The organism is Citrobacter sp. A316 (assembly GCF_002042945.1).
GTDB classification, from domain to species: domain Bacteria; phylum Pseudomonadota; class Gammaproteobacteria; order Enterobacterales; family Enterobacteriaceae; genus Citrobacter; species Citrobacter portucalensis.
On the sequence record NZ_MVFZ01000013.1, the window covers coordinates 1 to 15,477 of the forward strand.

Genomic DNA, 15,477 nt, shown 5'->3' on the forward strand with positions numbered 1-15,477 from the left:
GTGCTACCGTTCGACTTGCATGTGTTAGGCCTGCCGCCAGCGTTCAATCTGAGCCATGATCAAACTCTTCAATTTAAGTTTGATGCTCGTGAATTAAACTTCGTAATGAATTACGTATGTTCACTCAGAGACTTGGTATTCATTTTTCGTCTTGCGACGTTAAGAATCCGTATCTTCGAGTGCCCACACAGATTGTCTGATAAATTGTTAAAGAGCAGTGCCGCTTCGCTTTTCTCAGCGGCGCGGGGTGTGCATATTACGCCATCCCGCTACGAAGTCAAGCATTTAATTTCGCTTTCTTCGCCGAAGTTCTCAGTGGAACCCCGCTGACCCGGCGGCTTGTAATCCGTTGTTCCGTGTCAGTGGAGGCGCATTATAGGGAGTTATTTCAGGCTGACAAGGGGAAATTTAAAATAACTTTCTGAGTGCGTGTTTTTTCACCAAAACAACCATTAACATGCCATAAAATAAGCAAATTGCCGTTTTTGCAGCCGCAATCACACTTCCAGGTGGCATACTAATGAATAAGAAAAAGAGTAAGGAAGAACATTCATGCCGTTAAATGCCCAACAGCTAGCCGCACAGAAAAACTTGTCCTACGTTCTGGCCGAAAAGCTGGCTCAGCGAATATTAAAAGGTGAATACGCGCCGGGCGCTATATTGCCTGGCGAAATAGAGCTGGGCGATCAGTTTGGCGTGAGTCGCACTGCGGTAAGAGAGGCGGTAAAAACATTAACGGCAAAAGGTATGGTATTACCGCGCCCACGTATTGGTACACGCGTTATGCCGCAAGCAAACTGGAACTTCCTCGACCAGGAGCTACTCACCTGGTGGATGACGGAAGATAATTTCCCGCAGGTTATTAAACATTTTCTGGTGATGCGTATCAGCCTGGAGCCTCAGGCGTGCTTACTGGCGGCGACCATAGGTACGGCTGAACAGAAAGCGCATCTCAACACGCTAATGGAAGAGATGGTCGAGCTGAAAAGAAATTTCAGACGCGAACGCTGGATTGAGGTTGATATCGCCTGGCATGAGCACATCTATGAAATGAGTGCGAATCCGTTCCTTATTTCCTTTGCATCTCTGTTCCATTCGGTTTACCAGACCTACTTTACCTCTATTACCTATAACGATGTGGTGAAACTGGATTTGCACCAGGCCATTGTCGATGCAATAGATGATAGCGATGGCGATCGCGCCTTTGCTGCCTGTCAGGCATTGCTGATAGCACCGAACGTGCTACCGGATAAATAATATGTCGGAAAAGAAATCACGCAGTATGGCCGGGCTACCGTGGATAGCAGCCATGGCCTTTTTTATGCAGGCACTAGACGCCACTATCCTCAATACCGCCCTACCCGCAATAGCACATAGTCTTAACCGCTCTCCACTCGCCATGCAGTCGGCCATTATCAGCTACACCCTGACGGTCGCCATGCTTATCCCGGTGAGTGGATGGCTGGCAGACAGGTTCGGCACTCGGCGCGTCTTTATGATTGCCGTTAGCCTGTTTACACTGGGATCGCTGGCCTGTGCGCTATCCAGTTCCTTAAGCGAGCTGGTGATTTTCCGTGTCATTCAGGGTATCGGTGGCGCCATGATGATGCCCGTTGCCCGTCTGGCACTGTTACGCGCTTACCCCCGCAGCGAACTGCTTCCGGTGCTTAACTTCGTCACCATGCCTGGACTTGTGGGGCCGATTTTAGGTCCGGTATTGGGCGGTGTACTGGTTACATGGGCCAGTTGGCACTGGATCTTCCTGATTAATATTCCAATTGGCATTGCCGGTATCTTCTATGCCCGCAAATATATGCCGAACTTCACCACGCCACGCCGCGGTTTTGATATGACCGGTTTCTTTCTGTTTGGTTTAAGCCTGGTGTTGTTTTCCAGCGGCGTTGAATTGTTCGGTGAGAAGCTTGTCGAGACCTGGGTCGCACTCGGTATTATTCTTGCCAGTGTGTTGTTACTACTCGCCTATATTCGCCATGCGCGTCGTCACCCAACGCCGCTTATATCGCTTCCGATATTTAAGACTCGGACATTTTCTGTTGGGATCGCCGGAAACCTCGCCACTCGCCTGGGTACAGGGTGTGTGCCCTTCTTAATGCCGCTCATGCTGCAGGTAGGCTTTGGATATCCGGCTCTGATAGCCGGTTGCATGATGGCGCCAACGGCGTTGGGTTCAATTCTGGCAAAATCCATGGTGACGCAGGTTCTGCGCAAACTCGGCTACAGGACCACACTGGTGGGTGTTACGGTATTTATCGGCCTGATGATTGCGCAGTTCGCTTTGCAATCTCCTGCCATGCCGGTCTGGATGCTAATCCTGCCGTTGTTCATTTTAGGTATGGCGATGTCCACCCAGTTTACTTCAATGAATACCATCACTCTGGCGGATCTGACCGATGAAAACGCCAGCAGCGGCAACAGCGTATTGGCCGTTACTCAGCAGTTATCAATCAGTTTAGGGGTTGCCATCAGCGCCGCCGTGCTGCGTATCTATGAAGGTATGGAAGGAACCAATACGGTCGAGCAGTTCCACTACACCTTTATGACGATGGGCGCTATCACGGTAATATCCGCGCTGATGTTTATGCTGCTAAAAGCCAAAGATGGACGTAACCTGATCAAAGATCGGCACAAACCTAAACCGACCCCCGCTCAATCAAAACAGGAGTAAGCTGCAAACGCTGTTGCTGTAATGCGGGCTGCGCCATCCGGTGAATTAAGACATCGATGGCCAGTTCGCCCAATTCATCTTTTGGTTGATGGATGGTCGTCAGGGGCGGCGTCATATAGCGCGCCAGCTCGATATCATCATACCCCACCACCGCCATATCCTGCGGAATGCGCAATCCCGACTGGTACAGAGCCTGATACGCGCCAACCGCCATTGCATCATTGCCGGTAAAAACGGCCTGCGGTCGCTGTTTATGCGACAGCAACGTTTGCATAGCTGCAAAGCCGCCACCGAACTCAAAGTCACCGGTAATCTCGTAGCCTTCCGGGACAGGCAACCCCGCCCGCTTCATTGCTGCCCGATATCCTTCCAGACGCAAACGCGCCGGGGTTTTATCCAGCGGGCCAGTGATGCAGGCAATGCGCGTAAAACCTTTTTCAATAAGATGTTGTGTGGCTAAATCCCCGCCCAACAAGGAGTTATCCTGAATCAGATCACTTTCACCATCAAAAGGCGACCAGTCCATCATCACGGTCGGTATAGAAGGATAACGCTGCATTATCTCTCTGGAAGGCTGATGTGTTTCCGTGCAGAGCAGCAGCAAGCCGTCCACGCGTTTTTGCATCAGCGTTTCCAGGTTACGGTTCATGCGCTGTTCATCGCCTTCGGTATTGCACAGTACCAGGCTGTAGCCGCGCTCAAAACAGCTACGTTCAACGCCGCGCACCAGCTCAGAATAGAAGGGGTTGGTACTGGCAGTAATTAACATGCCAATCGTGCGGGTCTGGTTTAACTTGAGGCTACGCGCCAGCGCTGAGGGCGCGTAGTTAAGCGCTTTAATCGCAGCTTCTACTTTGTCAGTGACAGACTCACTGACAAAGCGATCTTTATTAATGACGTGAGAAACCGTCGACGTGGAAACACCCGCCAGGCGGGCGACGTCCTTCATTGTAGCCAAGCGTTACCTCTGTTGACTTAAAAACGCTTCTATTTCTTCGCGCCACGGAACGGAAGGCTGTGCGCCTTTACGAGTAACCGCAATCGCCGCAGCAGCATGCGCAAAACGGATCGCTTCAGGCAGCGGAGTCTCTTCCAGTAACGCTGTAATTAACGCGCCATTAAAGGTGTCTCCAGCGGCAATAGTATCAACGGCTTCCACTTTAAAACCGGGCACACGCTGACCTTCGCCATTAACGCTGGCCCACACACCGCGACTACCTAAGGTAATCAGTACAGTATGGATACCTTTAGCGTGCAATGCCTGCGCCGCCTTGGCCGCGTCTTCATCGTTTTCGACCCGGATCCCCGTCAGCTTTTCAGCCTCGGTTTCATTCGGGGTAATAATATCCACCAGCGCCAGCAGTTCATCAGAAAGTTCACGTGCCGGTGCAGGGTTCAGGGCGACCATGGTCTTATTTTGATGTGCAATCTTTGCCGCAGCCAATACGCTTTCGATCGGCGATTCTAACTGCATAAGTAAGGCGGACGCCTGAGCAATACGCTCATGCTGTGCTTCCACCAACGCTGGCGAAAGAGCTGCGTTCGCCCCAGCATGAATTCCGATAACGTTCTCACCTTCACCATTCACAAAAATCAACGCCACACCGGTCGATTCCCCCGAAATTACGCTAATCGGCGCAATATCGATGTTGTCTTTGGCTAACTGTTTACGCACACTTTCGCCAATATCATCATCGCCCGTACAGGCAATGAATGCGATATTCGCGCCACTGCGACCCGCAGCAACAGCCTGATTCGCGCCTTTACCGCCAAATGCGACCTGATAATGGCTACCGGTTACGGTTTCACCAGGAGTAGGGAAAGAGTTAAGGTTAAGGATGTGATCGGCATTGATGCTGCCAAGAACAACGAGGTTGCCTGCGGTTTTCATATTTGGTGTTCCAAGTCAAAGTGCGCCACCGGGTTAGGGTGGCGCGTGCCCTGCTTTTCTTTTTACGCTTTCATCTGCAGAACCGAGTTCAGGGATGGCGTATTTATGTCTCCATCAGGCCGCGAGCGACCTGAATCGGTATTACTGCTTGATGACCAGCTTCAGGTCAACCGGATATTTAGCCTGAACCTTCTCGCCTTTCAGGACCTTATCCGCAGTCTCAACGCCTTTCGCGCCGATCTGATCCGGCAGCTGAGCAATAGTCGCAGCCAGTTTGCCATCATTTACTGCTTTTTCGCCATCTGGAGTGCCGTCAAATCCAACCACCATCACATCAGATTTACCCGCGGTTTGCAGTGCGCGCAGCGCACCCAGAGCCATTTCATCGTTCTGGGCAAATACGGCTTGCACATCAGGATGCGCGGTCAGCAGGTTCTGCATGACGTTCAGGCCTTTGGTGCGGTCGAAGTCTGCCGGCTGACTGGCCAGTACGTTAAATTTGTGTGCCGCAACGGCCTGCTGGAAACCTTCGCCACGCTCACGCGCCGCTGAAGTACCGGCAATACCCTGCAGTTCGATAACTTTCGCGCCTTCACCTGCTTTCTTCGCGATGTAATCACCCGCAATTTTGCCGCCCAGCACGTTATCAGACGCAATGTGGCTTACCACTTCGCCTTTGGAGGCAACACGGTCAAGGGTAATAACCGGAATTTTTGCCTGGTTAGCCATTTTCACAGCGTTACCAACGGCATCAGAGTCGGTCGGGTTGATCAGCAGAATTTTAGTTCCACGAACCGTTAAGTCCTGAACGTTAGCCAGCTCTTTCGCCGGGTTGTTCTGCGAGTCCAGAATCACCAGGTTGTAACCCAGCTTATCCGCCTCTTTTTGCGCCCCATCCTTCAGAGAAACAAAGAACGGGTTGTTGAGGGTGGAGACCACCAGCGCAATGGTATCTTTCGCCATCGCATTCGCGCTCACGGTGGCGCTCAGCGCAACAGCAGAAACCAGGGTAGCCAGTTTTTTCATGTTCATATTTAAGATGTCCTGTAATCGTTGTTACTGCTTTTTGTTGTCTACCAGTACCGCCAGCAAAATCACCACCGCTTTGACGATCATCTGGTAATAGGAGGATACACCTAACAAATTCAAACCATTATTGAGGAAACCAAGAATCAATGCGCCGATCAGCGTCCCAACAATACGTCCTTTACCACCCGCCAGGCTGGTACCGCCTAACACTACCGCTGCGATAGCATCCAGCTCATAGCCAGTACCTGCCGTTGGCTGCGCAGAGGAGAGGCGCGCTACTTCAATGATGCCCGCCAGCGATGCCAGCAGACCGCACAGTGAGTAAACGATAATTTTGATTTTACTGACGCTGATACCGGACAAACGCGTTGCCGCTTCGTTACCGCCCAGCGCATAGATATAACGACCCAGACGAGTGTGGTGCAACATGTACCACGCCGCGAGGAAGACAATCCCCATGATCCACACTGGCGTAGGGATGCCTAACGGACGACCAATACCAAACCAGCCAAACAGATCGGCATTGTCAGTAAACCCGGTATTAACCGGACTGCCGTTGGTGTACACCATGGTCACGCCGCGCAGCAGCAGCATCATCACCAGCGTTGCAATAAACGCCTGCACCCGGCCTTTCGCAACAATCACTCCGGTTACCGCGCCAATGGCCGCGCCGAGCGCCAGGGCCGCAGCAACAGCCACCAGTGCATTGACCTCAATCCCTACAATCGAAGCCGCTACCGCGCCGGTAAGCGCCAGCAAAGAACCGACTGACAGATCGATACCCGACGTCAGGATAACCAGCGTCATACCGACGGCCATGATGGCGTTCACCGACGTTTGCTGGAGAATGTTGAACAGGTTATTAACGGTAAAAAAGTTAGGGCTCATGGTGGAAACAATCGCGATCAGCACTAACAGAGCGATGAGCGACTTTTGCTCCAGAAGCCATGCTTTAGTGAAATAACGGCGACCAGAAACAGCCTGGGTAGTCATCTTTTTTACTCCTGATTCACGCGATTAAGCTTGCCCACAGCGGCAGCCATTAATACTTCCTGAGTGGCCTGCTCGCGAGTGAACTCACCGCCGAGATGCCCTTCATGCATAACGATAATTCGATCGCTCATACCCAATACTTCTGGCATCTCAGAGGAGACCAGAATGATGCTCAGCCCATCGGCCTTAAACTGGTTGATAAGCTGATAGATTTCTTTCTTGGCCCCAACATCAACACCGCGCGTTGGTTCATCAAGGATCAGGACTTTTGGCCGGGTCATCAGACCGCGCGCAATCGCCACTTTCTGTTGGTTACCACCGGAGAGCAGACCGATAGCCTGTTCCATTGATGGGGTTTTAACATTGAACAGACGAATAAAATCACCCACCGCCTGCTGCTCATCTTTATGTTTAAGGCTTCCACCGGCGCGGCTGAAATAACGCAGCGCGGTTAGTGACATGTTCTCTTTCACCGACATGCCCAGCACTAAACCATCGCGTTTACGGTCTTCAGAAATATAGACGATGCCGTTAGCCAACCCATCCTGCGGCGAACGGGTGACAACTTCATGTCCATCAAGCGTGACGTAGCCGCTGGTGCGTGGCAGTGCGCCGTACAAGACTTTCATCAGCTCGGTACGTCCAGCACCCATCAGCCCCGATACGCCAAGGATCTCGCCTTTACGCAGCGTGAACGAGACATCGTTTACGCCAGGGCCGCACAGGTTATCGACCTTCAGGCGAATATCACCCGGTGCTTTTTCCAGGCGCGGGTACTGATCTTCCAGCTTACGTCCCACCATCATTTCAATCAGCGAGTCTTCGGTAAGCGTTGCAACTTCACGCTCGGCAATAAACTGCCCATCGCGGAAAACGGTTACGTCATCGCAAATCTCGAAGATCTCTTTCATGCGGTGAGAAATATAGACAATGCCGCGTCCCTGGGATTTCAGCTCGCGGATGACGCGGAACAGGGATTCGGTTTCGGTATCGGTGAGGGCATCCGTCGGTTCATCCATAATGATGACCTTCGATTCAAAGCTCAGCACTTTGGCAATTTCAACCATCTGCTGATCGCCAATCGACAGCTCACCAACCAGTTTGTCGCTTTTAAAACGCAGATTCAGTTTGGCGAGCAGCAGATCGGCTTCGGCATACATCTTCTTCCAGTCAATTTTGCCAAAGCGATTCACAAACTCACGACCGAGAAAAATGTTCTCAGCGATGGTGAGTTGCGGGATCAGGTTCAGCTCCTGGTGGATGATGCCGATTCCGGCTTCCTGGGAGGATTTAGGGCCATTAAATGTGGTTTCTTTCCCCAGCCACAATAAAGAACCGGCATCACGGGTATAGATCCCGGTCAGCACTTTCATCATGGTGGATTTTCCCGCGCCGTTTTCGCCCACCAGCGCCATTACGCGGCCTGGATAGACATTCAGCGCGGCGCCGGACAGCGCTTTTACGCCCGGGAACGCTTTATCGATCCCTTTGAGTTGCAGTAATGCGTTCATGATGGCCTCAGAACGTGACGCCAGCACAGAGAATGATATTCGCATACGGAGAACACTCTCCGCTGCGAATTACCGCCTGACTGTCTGCGGTTTGTTTTTTGAATTGTTCATGCGTGGTGTAACGAATTTCTATGGTGTTTCCCTGGTGTTGTTGCAGTTGCTCAATATGGTTGAGCAACGTTTCGTGGAGTTGCGGATTATGTTGTTTAATTTCCGACGCGAGAATGGCCGCCTCGACCTGCATTTCACGTGTAACCACATCCAGTACCTGCATAAAAGAAGGTACGCCCTGGGTTAATGCCATATCGATACGCGTTGTGCTGTTCGGGATGGGTAAACCTGCATCACACACCACCAGCGTATCGGTATGCCCCAGACGGGAGATCACCGTTGAAATTTCAGAGTTGAGTACCGTGCCTTTCTTCATTTTCTTTCCCCACTAGCGAAACGTTTCGCTGGAGATAAGTGTAGTGCGAAGAGTGGACACAAAACCACCGCGACGTTGCGAAAATGTGATCGTCATCGAAACGTTTCGCAAGGATTATCATTTGATGAAATGAAAACTGGGAGGGGCAAAACAAAACGCCCCCTTTCGCGATGAAAGAGGGCGTCGATGAGATTAAATCTCTACCTGAGTACCGAGCTCAATAACCCGGTTCGGTGGGATTTCAAACTGGTCCGGCGCACGCAGCGCATTGCGCTGTAGCAGCAGATACAGCTTGCCGCGCAGACGCAAATACCATGGTCGTTTACCGACAATCAACGACTCATGCGACATAAAGAAGGACGTTTCCATCATCCGGCAGCTTAAGCCTTCCAGACCGCAGCGGTGGAACACTTCCTCCACGTTCGGCGTTTCGCGCCAACCGTAGCTGGCCACCACGCGCCAGAAGGTGGGCGATAACTGCTCAATCTGTACCCTACGCACGTTGTGAACATAGGGCGCATCTTCCGTGCGCAGCGTCAGCAGAATAACGCGCTCATGCAGCACCTTGTTGTGTTTGAGGTTATGCAAAAGCGCAAACGGGATGACGTTCAGTGCGCGGGACATATACACCGCCGTTCCCGGCACGCGTACCGGTGGCGATTTCTCCAGAGAAGCTATCATCGCCTCCAGAGAGTTACCGTGCTCATGCATGCGACGCAGCAGACGGAAGCGTTCGCTTTTCCAGGTGGTCATGATGGTGAACATCACCAGACCCAGCGTCAGAGGCAGCCAACCGCCGGAAATCAGTTTATCGAGGTTCGCGGAGAACAGCGGAACATCGACGCACAAGAACGCCACCAGGATCAGGAAGACGAAGTATTTATTCCAGTGCCAGTTTTTGCGCGCCACGGTGGTCGACAAAATTGAGGTCAGCACCATCGTTCCCGTCACCGCAATCCCGTACGCTGCGGCAAGGTTACTGGAGTGTTCAAAGCTCACTATCACGATAACTACCGCAAAATAGAGCATCCAGTTAACGAAAGGAATGTAGATCTGGCCCGATTCCATTTCCGAGGTATGGATGATACGCATCGGCGATAAATACCCAAGACGTACGGCCTGACGCGTCAGCGAGAAGACGCCGGAGATAACCGCCTGAGAGGCGATGACCGTTGCCAGCGCGGCGAGGATCAACAATGGGATTAATGCCCAGTCCGGCGCCAGCAGGAAGAACGGGTTTTTGATCGCTTCAGGATGCTTTAACAGCAACGCGCCCTGCCCAAAATAGTTCAGCACCAGTGAAGGCAATACCACGGAGAACCACGCCAGACGAATCGGCAATTTACCGAAGTGGCCCATATCCGCATACAGCGCTTCAACACCGGTAATCGACAGCACCACCGCACCCAGTGCGATAAATGACAGCGTTTTAAATTCGAGGAAGAAATGCACCGCCCAATACGGATTGAGCGCCTGCAGCACTTCCGGATTGCCAATAATACTGCGTACACCTAAAACCGCGAGCGTCAGGAACCACAGCAACATAATCGGCGCAAACAGCTTACCGACCATGCCGGTACCGTGTTTTTGAATCAAAAATAGCAGGGTCAACACAATTATCGAGAGCGGAACAATCCAGGTATCCAGTTGCGGGGCAACGATCTCCAGACCTTCAATTGCCGACATCACAGAAATGGCAGGCGTTATCACCACTTCACCATAGAAGAAGCTGCCGCCTATCAATCCCATAATGACCAGCATGGAGGTTGTTCGCGCCGAGGTATTGCGCCCGGCCAATGACATCAGCGTCAGGATCCCGCCTTCTCCGGCGTTATCTGCGCGCATGACAAACGTCAGGTATTTAATGGAGACAACAAAGATCAGCAGCCAGAAAATCAGCGAGAGAAAACCAAACACGGCATCACGTTCAACGCCAAAACCAAACTGGCCGGACAAACATTCACGAAGCGTATAAAGTGGGCTGGTACCAATATCACCGTAGACAACCCCAATGGCCGCAAGGGTAATCGCAGACAATGATTGTTTATTATCAGTGCTCATAGACTCGTCTTTCGTTTATACACATCATCTTTCAAGCCACTCCGTGTGGGCTGCATTCGTTATTCCCCCCATCCCAGAAGAAAACTCCATTGCCGCCTTGGTGCAGCTTGATTGATTTGGTGTATATATAAGAAATGTGTGCGTCGTCCCTTGGCCCACAAAAAGGCGCACAGTATGCACGATTAATCACAAAATCGTACCCCTAAATGAGACCAGATTAATCTGGCTCAAAGAAAAATAAGCGCACCTTCAGTCTATTACTGCAATGGTGTGAAGCATCTATACTCGCAGTTTATGCAGTACATTTGGCGAAAGGACGCCACTTCATTATGGCTCACCCACATTTATTAGCGGAAAGAATTTCCCGTCTGAGCAATGCGCTGGAAAAGGGACTTTATGAACGTAGCCACGCCATTCGTCTGTGTCTGCTGGCTGCGCTCAGCGGCGAGAGTGTTTTCTTATTAGGCCCCCCGGGGATCGCAAAAAGCTTAATAGCCCGCCGACTGAAGTTTGCCTTCCAAAATGCACGCGCTTTTGAATACCTGATGACGCGCTTCTCTACGCCGGAAGAGGTTTTCGGCCCGTTGTCTATTCAAGCCCTTAAAGACGAAGGTCGCTATGAACGCTTAACGGCGGGCTATCTTCCTGAAGCTGAAATCGTTTTTCTCGATGAAATCTGGAAAGCAGGCCCGGCAATTCTTAACACCCTGTTGACTGCCATCAACGAACGTCACTTCCGCAACGGCGCGCATGAAGAGAAAATCCCGATGCGTCTGCTGGTGGCTGCTTCCAACGAACTGCCTGAAGCAGACAGCAGCCTGGAAGCGCTCTACGACCGTATGCTGATTCGTCTGTGGTTGGATAAAGTTCAGGACAAGGCCAATTTCCGCTCCATGCTGCTAAGTCAGCAGGATGAAAGTGATAATCCGGTCCCACCATCATTGCAGGTGACGGATGAAGAGTATAACCAGTGGCAAAAGGACATTGGTGCGATCAAGCTTCCCGATCGCGTGTTTGAGCTCATTTTCACGCTGCGCCAGCAGTTGGACGTGTTACCGAATGCTCCTTATGTGTCCGATCGTCGCTGGAAAAAAGCGATCCGCTTACTCCAGGCCAGCGCTTTCTTTAGCGGACGTGATGCCGTAGTACCTATCGACCTGATCCTGCTGAAAGATTGCCTGTGGTATGACGCGCAAAGCCTGAATCTGATGCAACAGCAGCTGGAAATATTGATGACCGGACACGCCTGGCAGCAGCAAGCCATGCTGACGCGCCTGGGCAGCATTGTGCAGCGCCGCATTCAACTCCAGCAGCAACAAAGCGACAAAACGGCGTTCACGGTAATCCGTCAGGGCGGAATGTTCAGTCGCCGCCCTCATTATGATTTACCGCCAGAAGCTACGTCTTCAGTCGTGACATTACTGCTACAAAAGCCTTTAAAGCTGCATGATATGGAAGTTATCCATATTGCCTTCGAACGCAGTGCGCTGGAACTTTGGCTAACAAAAGGCGGTGAAATCCGCGGAAAATTAAACGGGATCGGCTTTGCCCAAACACTGAATATGGAAGTCGATAGCGCACAGCATCTGGTTGTGCGCGATGTCAGTTTACAAGGTTCTCGCCTGGCGCTGCCGGGTACTTCGCAAGAGAGTATGCCCGCAGAGATAAAACAGGAGCTTGAAGCGCTCGATAACGAGTGGCATCAGCAGCACAGCGCATTTAGCGAACAGCAAAAATGCCTGTTTATTCATAGCGACTGGTTAGGCCGTATTGAAGCCAGCCTTCAGGATGTCGGGGCGCAAATCCGCCAGGCGCAACAATGCTGACCCTTGATACACTCAACATCATGCTGGCAGTCAGCGAAGAGGCGATGATCGAAGAGATGATCGTCGCCCTGCTGGCTTCTCCAAAGATGGTGGTCTTTTTTAAAAAATTCCCGCGCCTCAAAAAAGCGATCGCTGAAGATATACCGCGCTGGCGTGAATCTTTGCGTAGCCGCCTCAAAGATACCCATGTGCCGCCAGAGTTGGCAGAAGAGGTCATTTGTTATCAACAAAGCCAGCTTCTCTCTCATGCGCAGTTTATCGTTCAACTACCGCAAATATTATCGCTATTGCATCGACTCCATTCGCCCTGGGCTGGGCAAGCGCAGCAACTGGTCAATGACAACAGCACCTTTACGCCCGCCCTACATACGCTTTTTCTCCAGCGCTGGCGCCTGAGCCTGGTGGTGCAAACCACAACGCTTAATCAGCAACTTCTGGAAGAAGAGCGCGAACATTTGCTCAGTGAAGTACAGGAACGGATGACCCTTAGCGGGCAACTGGAACCTGTACTGGCGGAAAATGACAACGCCGCAGGCCGGTTGTGGGATATGAGCGCGGGCCAAATCAAGCGCGGTGATTATCAGTTGATGGTGAAGTATGGCGAATTCCTGACGCAACAACCCGAACTCCAGCGCCTGGCCGAGCAGTTAGGTCGTTCCAGAGAAGCGAAATCCGTGCCGCGTAAAGATGCGCCAATGGAAACCTTCCGTACGCTGGTGCGCGAACCGGCAACCGTCCCGGAGCAGGTGGATGGCATCCAGCAAAGTGACGATATCCTGCGCCTGTTACCGCCAGAACTGGCCACGTTGGGCATTACCGAACTGGAATACGAGTTCTACCGACGGCTGGTGGAAAAGCAACTGTTGACCTACCGCCTGCACGGCGAAGCATGGCGTGAGAAAGTAACGGAACGTCCGGTGGTGCATCAGGATTTTGACGAGCAGCCGCGTGGGCCTTTTATCGTCTGCGTCGATACCTCGGGATCGATGGGCGGGTTTAATGAGCAGTGTGCGAAAGCCTTTTGTCTGGCGTTAATGCGCGTCGCTCTTGCCGATAACCGGCGCTGTTTCATTATGCTGTTTTCAACAGAAGTGGTGCGCTATGAGCTGTCCGGCCCGGAGGGTATTGAACAGGCAATTCGTTTTTTAAGTCAGCGCTTTCGTGGCGGCACTGATATTGCCAGCTGTTTTCGCGCCATTATTGAACGCATGCAGGGTCGGGAATGGTTTGATGCCGATGCGGTGGTGATCTCAGATTTTATCGCTCAGCGATTGCCCGATGAAGTCGTCAGCAAAGTGGGGGAATTACAGCGGGTGCACCAGCACCGTTTTCACGCGGTGGCGATGTCAGCACATGGCAAACCCGGCATCATGCGCATTTTCGATCATATCTGGCGCTTTGATACCGGGATGCGAAGCCGCCTGCTCAGACGCTGGCGGCGTTAATTATTACAGCAGAGAGGCGACGCTTTCACGTACCTGGGCCGGCCATACGCCACACTGAACCTGACCAATGTGCGGTAATTGCAGCAACAGCATGGTCAGACGCGACTGCCCAATCCCGCCACCAATTGTCTGCGGCATTTCACCACGCAGCAGCGCCTGGTGCCACTCCAGACTCAGGCGATCTTCATCACCGGTCAAAGACAGCTGGTGTTTCAGGGCGTCAGCATCCACACGGATCCCCATAGAAGACAGCTCAAACGCATCTTCCAGTACCGGGTTCCAGACCAGAATATCCCCGTTCAGACCGGCGTGACCCAGCTCGGACGCTGAACTCCAGTCATCATAATCCGGCGCACGTACGTCATGACGGTGACCGTCACTGAGCTTACCGCCGATTCCCACCAGGAATACCGCGCCCAGCTCTTTAGCGATCGCACGTTCACGACCTTTTGCATCAAGATCCGGATAACGAGTTAACAGCTCCTGGCTATGAACAAAGTGGATCTGCTCTGGCAGGAACGGTGCCAGACCAAACTCTTTGCTAACCGCAGCTTCAGTGGCCTTAATTCCCGCCCAGATAGCCTCTACCGTGCTTTTCAGAGTGGAGAATTGACGCTCACCGTCGCCCATCACGCGCTCCCAGTCCCACTGGTCAACGTACACTGAGTGCAGCGGGGAGAGGCGATCTTCATCGGGACGCAGGGCTTTCATGTGCGTGTACAGCCCCTCGCCTGCGCTAAAGTCGTGTTGTCCTAACGTTTGACGCTTCCACTTCGCCAGTGAATGAACCACTTCGAATTGAGAGTCTGGCAATGCTTTAACCTTCACCTGCACCGCTTTTTCACAACCCGACAAGTTATCCTGCGTGCCATCTCCAACGCGGCTGAGGATCGGAGCCTGAACTTCGATCAGGCCTAAACGCTCTTCCAGCTGGCGAGAAAAATGAGATTTTACGAAGCTAATTTGACGTTGTTTGGCAATGTAAGCGGTTTTCATTATGTGTACTCCTGTGTCCTGTTGCCTATGATTAAGCAACAGAATGGAGGTAATATTCAATAATCAACAAACAAAAAGCCGACTTCGATTTTGATTCGTTAAAAATTACGTCTAAAATAGAGGGAATCATTAATCTACATAAGAAAAACCTATGGAAAATTATCAGATCGACAATCTGGACCGCGGCATTCTTGACGCCTTAATGGAAAATGCTCGTACCGCCTACGCAGAATTAGCCAAACAGTTCGGCGTCAGCCCAGGAACAATTCACGTTCGCGTAGAAAAGATGAAGCAGGCCGGGATTATTACCGGTGCGCGGATTGATGTTAGTCCCAAACAATTGGGTTATGACGTCGGCTGCTTTATCGGCATCATCCTGAAAAGTGCGAAAGACTATCCGTCAGCGCTGGCCAGACTGGAAAGCCTCGATGAAGTGACCGAAGCGTATTACACCACCGGACACTACAGCATCTTTATTAAGGTGATGTGCAAGTCGATCGACGCATTGCAGCAGGTACTTATCAACAAGATCCAAACAATTGACGAAATTCAGTCCACGGAAACTCTGATCGTCCTGCAAAACCCGATCATGCGTACCATCAAGCCATGATC

At 51.8% G+C, this 15,477-nt stretch carries 13 protein-coding genes and 1 rRNA gene; 5 read left to right on the top strand and 9 right to left on the bottom strand.

What is annotated here, in order from left to right; genetic code table 11:
• A 16S ribosomal RNA gene (locus tag BZK41_RS16115) occupies nt 1–75 on the bottom strand; the annotation flags it as partial.
• Between the two features lie 477 nt (nt 76–552).
• Here BZK41_RS16115 and BZK41_RS16125 point away from each other — a divergent pair.
• Nucleotides 553–1,257 carry a FadR/GntR family transcriptional regulator gene (locus BZK41_RS16125; protein ID WP_079938796.1) on the top strand — a complete coding sequence of 235 codons (705 nt, stop codon included), beginning with the start codon at nt 553–555 and terminating at the stop codon, nt 1,255–1,257.
• Between the two features lies 1 nt (nt 1,258).
• Nucleotides 1,259–2,686 carry a multidrug transporter subunit MdtD gene (gene mdtD, locus BZK41_RS16130; RefSeq protein WP_079938797.1) on the top strand — a complete coding sequence of 476 codons (1,428 nt, stop codon included), beginning with the start codon at nt 1,259–1,261 and terminating at the stop codon, nt 2,684–2,686.
• Here mdtD and rbsR read toward each other — a convergent pair.
• From rbsR to kup, 7 genes are all read right to left on the bottom strand, one after another.
• Nucleotides 2,652–3,644: a ribose operon transcriptional repressor RbsR gene (gene rbsR, locus BZK41_RS16135; protein ID WP_139762615.1), complete on the bottom strand. Its 993-nt coding sequence runs from the start codon at nt 3,642–3,644 to the stop codon at nt 2,652–2,654. The two genes, mdtD and rbsR, sit on opposite strands and share 35 nt — an antisense overlap.
• A gap of 3 nt (nt 3,645–3,647) precedes the next feature.
• On the bottom strand, nt 3,648–4,577 hold the full coding sequence (rbsK, locus tag BZK41_RS16140) for a ribokinase (protein ID WP_003023758.1): 930 nt from the start codon (nt 4,575–4,577) through the stop codon (nt 3,648–3,650).
• Nucleotides 4,578–4,718: 141 nt separating this feature from the next.
• Complete coding sequence (rbsB, locus tag BZK41_RS16145; RefSeq protein ID WP_003023760.1) at nt 4,719–5,609, bottom strand: ribose ABC transporter substrate-binding protein RbsB; 891 nt, start codon at nt 5,607–5,609, stop codon at nt 4,719–4,721.
• Nucleotides 5,610–5,633: 24 nt separating this feature from the next.
• Nucleotides 5,634–6,599 (bottom strand): ribose ABC transporter permease, encoded by a 966-nt coding sequence (rbsC, locus tag BZK41_RS16150; RefSeq protein ID WP_003826999.1) that lies wholly within the window; start codon nt 6,597–6,599, stop codon nt 5,634–5,636.
• Between the two features lie 5 nt (nt 6,600–6,604).
• Nucleotides 6,605–8,110, bottom strand: a complete 1,506-nt coding sequence (rbsA, locus tag BZK41_RS16155) for a ribose ABC transporter ATP-binding protein RbsA (protein ID WP_079938801.1) — start codon at nt 8,108–8,110, stop codon at nt 6,605–6,607.
• Between the two features lie 7 nt (nt 8,111–8,117).
• Nucleotides 8,118–8,537: a D-ribose pyranase gene (rbsD, locus tag BZK41_RS16160; RefSeq protein WP_079938802.1), complete on the bottom strand. Its 420-nt coding sequence runs from the start codon at nt 8,535–8,537 to the stop codon at nt 8,118–8,120.
• Nucleotides 8,538–8,729: 192 nt separating this feature from the next.
• Nucleotides 8,730–10,598: a low affinity potassium transporter Kup gene (gene kup, locus BZK41_RS16165; protein WP_003827003.1), complete on the bottom strand. Its 1,869-nt coding sequence runs from the start codon at nt 10,596–10,598 to the stop codon at nt 8,730–8,732.
• Between the two features lie 329 nt (nt 10,599–10,927).
• Here kup and ravA point away from each other — a divergent pair, with 329 nt between their 5' ends.
• Together ravA and viaA are read left to right on the top strand one after the other, a co-directional pair.
• A complete protein-coding gene (gene ravA / locus BZK41_RS16170) occupies nt 10,928–12,424 on the top strand; it encodes an ATPase RavA (protein WP_079938804.1) in 1,497 nt (498 codons plus the stop codon).
• Nucleotides 12,418–13,869 (top strand): ATPase RavA stimulator ViaA, encoded by a 1,452-nt coding sequence (gene viaA, locus BZK41_RS16175; RefSeq protein ID WP_079938806.1) that lies wholly within the window; start codon nt 12,418–12,420, stop codon nt 13,867–13,869. Before ravA ends, viaA begins: the two co-directional genes overlap by 7 nt.
• A 3-nt stretch (nt 13,870–13,872) precedes the next feature.
• Here viaA and asnA read toward each other — a convergent pair whose 3' ends face one another.
• Nucleotides 13,873–14,865 carry an aspartate--ammonia ligase gene (gene asnA / locus BZK41_RS16180; protein WP_079938807.1) on the bottom strand — a complete coding sequence of 331 codons (993 nt, stop codon included), beginning with the start codon at nt 14,863–14,865 and terminating at the stop codon, nt 13,873–13,875.
• A gap of 151 nt (nt 14,866–15,016) precedes the next feature.
• Here asnA and asnC point away from each other — a divergent pair, with 151 nt between their 5' ends.
• Complete coding sequence (asnC, locus tag BZK41_RS16185) at nt 15,017–15,475, top strand: transcriptional regulator AsnC (protein ID WP_003023780.1); 459 nt, start codon at nt 15,017–15,019, stop codon at nt 15,473–15,475.
• The last annotated feature ends 2 nt before the right edge of the window (nt 15,476–15,477 follow it).